Origin of the sequence: Blautia caecimuris (assembly GCF_024622975.1) — a bacterium.
In the GTDB taxonomy this organism is placed as follows: domain Bacteria; phylum Bacillota; class Clostridia; order Lachnospirales; family Lachnospiraceae; genus Blautia_A; species Blautia_A caecimuris.
This window is the reverse complement of sequence record NZ_JANJZT010000083.1, coordinates 1-1,575: the sequence shown is the minus strand read 5'-3', so window position 1 is coordinate 1,575 and position 1,575 is coordinate 1. Positions and strand designations below refer to the sequence as shown.

The window sequence follows — 1,575 nt, the reverse complement described above, 5'->3', positions numbered from 1 at the left end:
GGCACTCTTTTGAGTTAATTTGTTAAAGCATCTTTCACAAGACCTTCCATTTCGTCGTTTAATTCACGGGCTTCCTGATAAGCAGAAATCAATCTCTCATACGCTTCGCCGAGTAATCCGGCTTCTTCTTCCTGATCAGCAGTCTCCAGCATTCTTAAACGGTGATCTATGTTTTCCCACTTTTCATGAAGGGTCATTTTCAGAATCCTCCATTCTCATATTTACGGATGCGTTCCTGTATTTTTTCATCCATATCCAGTTGGTTTCGGACAAGTGCCCAGTTGCTTTGCGGGCGTTTGTTCCATTTCTTGTATAACTCGCTTATTCGTAAATACAACAGTTTCAGCAACGCATTTTCGTTTGGAAACGCTCCTTTTTTTGTCACTTTGCGGAAACTTGAATTGACGCTTTCCACTGCGTTTGTGGTATACAGGATTTTTCGTACCGCACTTCCGTAGCTGAAAAGCTGTGCTACATGCTGCCAGTTCCGCACCCATACATCCACGGCTCCTGGATATTGGCTCCACGCCTGGCGAAAACGTTCAAATTCGGACTCCGCCGCTTTCAAACTGGCCGCCCCATAAACCTTTTTTAGCTGGGCTGTAAAACGCTTATAATCTTTGTTAGGAACATATTTGATGGAGTTCCGGATCAGGTGAACGATGCATCTTTGTACCATCACATGCGGGAAGATTGCTTTTGCTCCTTCTTCCAGTCCGCTTACGCCATCCATAGAAAGAAACAGAACATCTTCCACACCGCGATTTTTGATCTCATCAAAAATCTGCATCCATTGATGTTTACTTTCCGACTCGCTCAGCCACAAACCCAGAATATCTTTCTGCCCATCCACATCATATCCAAGAATGACATAGACTGCATAGTTCTTTGTTTCGTAATCTTTTCGGATTGTAACATACAGGCAGTCTACAAACAGAAACGTATAAAATCGTTTTAATGGACGGTTCTGCCATTCTTCCAACTGCTCCAGAACACTATCTGTGATCTCTGAGATGGTTTCGTGGGAAATTTCAAATCCATAAATATCTTCGATCGTATCTGCAATATCACGTTGGCTCATTCCTTTGGCGTACATAGAAAGCACTTTGTCCTGAATAGCAGAGACATCTCTTTTTCTTTTCGGTACAACAACTGGTTCAAAAGTGCCCTCCCGATCGCGTGGAACCTCGATAGGGACATCACCAACCGTTGTTTTCAATGTTTTTTTTGTATAACCGTTCCTCCGATTGACAGTTTCTTTTTCACCGCGTTCGTTATTGGAATAGCCCAGATGGCTGTTCATTTCCCCCTGCAGCATTGCTTCAAACATGGGACCGAAAATATCTTTCAGCGCATCCTGCATATCCTCTACGCTTTTGGGCTGGTACTGGTCGAGGATAGCCTGCGCCAGCTGTCTGTTTGGTGTTGCTTCTTTTTTTCTTCTTGTCATAGTGAGTGTGTCCATCCTTCTTTCTAATCCTTTCCTGTTATCTTAACACACTCTGTTAAAGCAAACAAAGTGCGTAAGTTTTGAAATTTGCTTTTCTCAACTTACACACTTTATTTTACACCCTC

2 protein-coding genes are annotated in these 1,575 nt (G+C 42.9%); both read right to left on the bottom strand.

Going from position 1 to position 1,575, the window contains the following annotated elements:
• Positions 1 to 14: 14 nt before the first annotated feature.
• The gene (locus NSA57_RS19395) at positions 15 to 197 is read right to left on the bottom strand and encodes a hypothetical protein (RefSeq protein WP_257465848.1); all 183 of its coding nucleotides are present in this window, start codon (positions 195 to 197) and stop codon (positions 15 to 17) included.
• Positions 198 to 199: 2 nt separating this feature from the next.
• Entirely contained in the window at positions 200 to 1,450 is a 1,251-nt protein-coding gene (locus tag NSA57_RS19390) for an IS256 family transposase (protein WP_257465847.1), read from the bottom strand.
• Between the last annotated feature and the right edge of the window lie 125 nt (positions 1,451 to 1,575).

Excerpts from the sequence above, each read along its gene's own strand:
- NSA57_RS19395 (WP_257465848.1), bottom strand. The coding sequence starts at position 197 with ATGACCCTTCATGAAAAGTGGGAAAACATAGATCACCGTTTAAGAATG.
- NSA57_RS19390 (WP_257465847.1), bottom strand. The coding sequence starts at position 1,450 with ATGACAAGAAGAAAAAAAGAAGCAACACCAAACAGACAGCTGGCGCAG.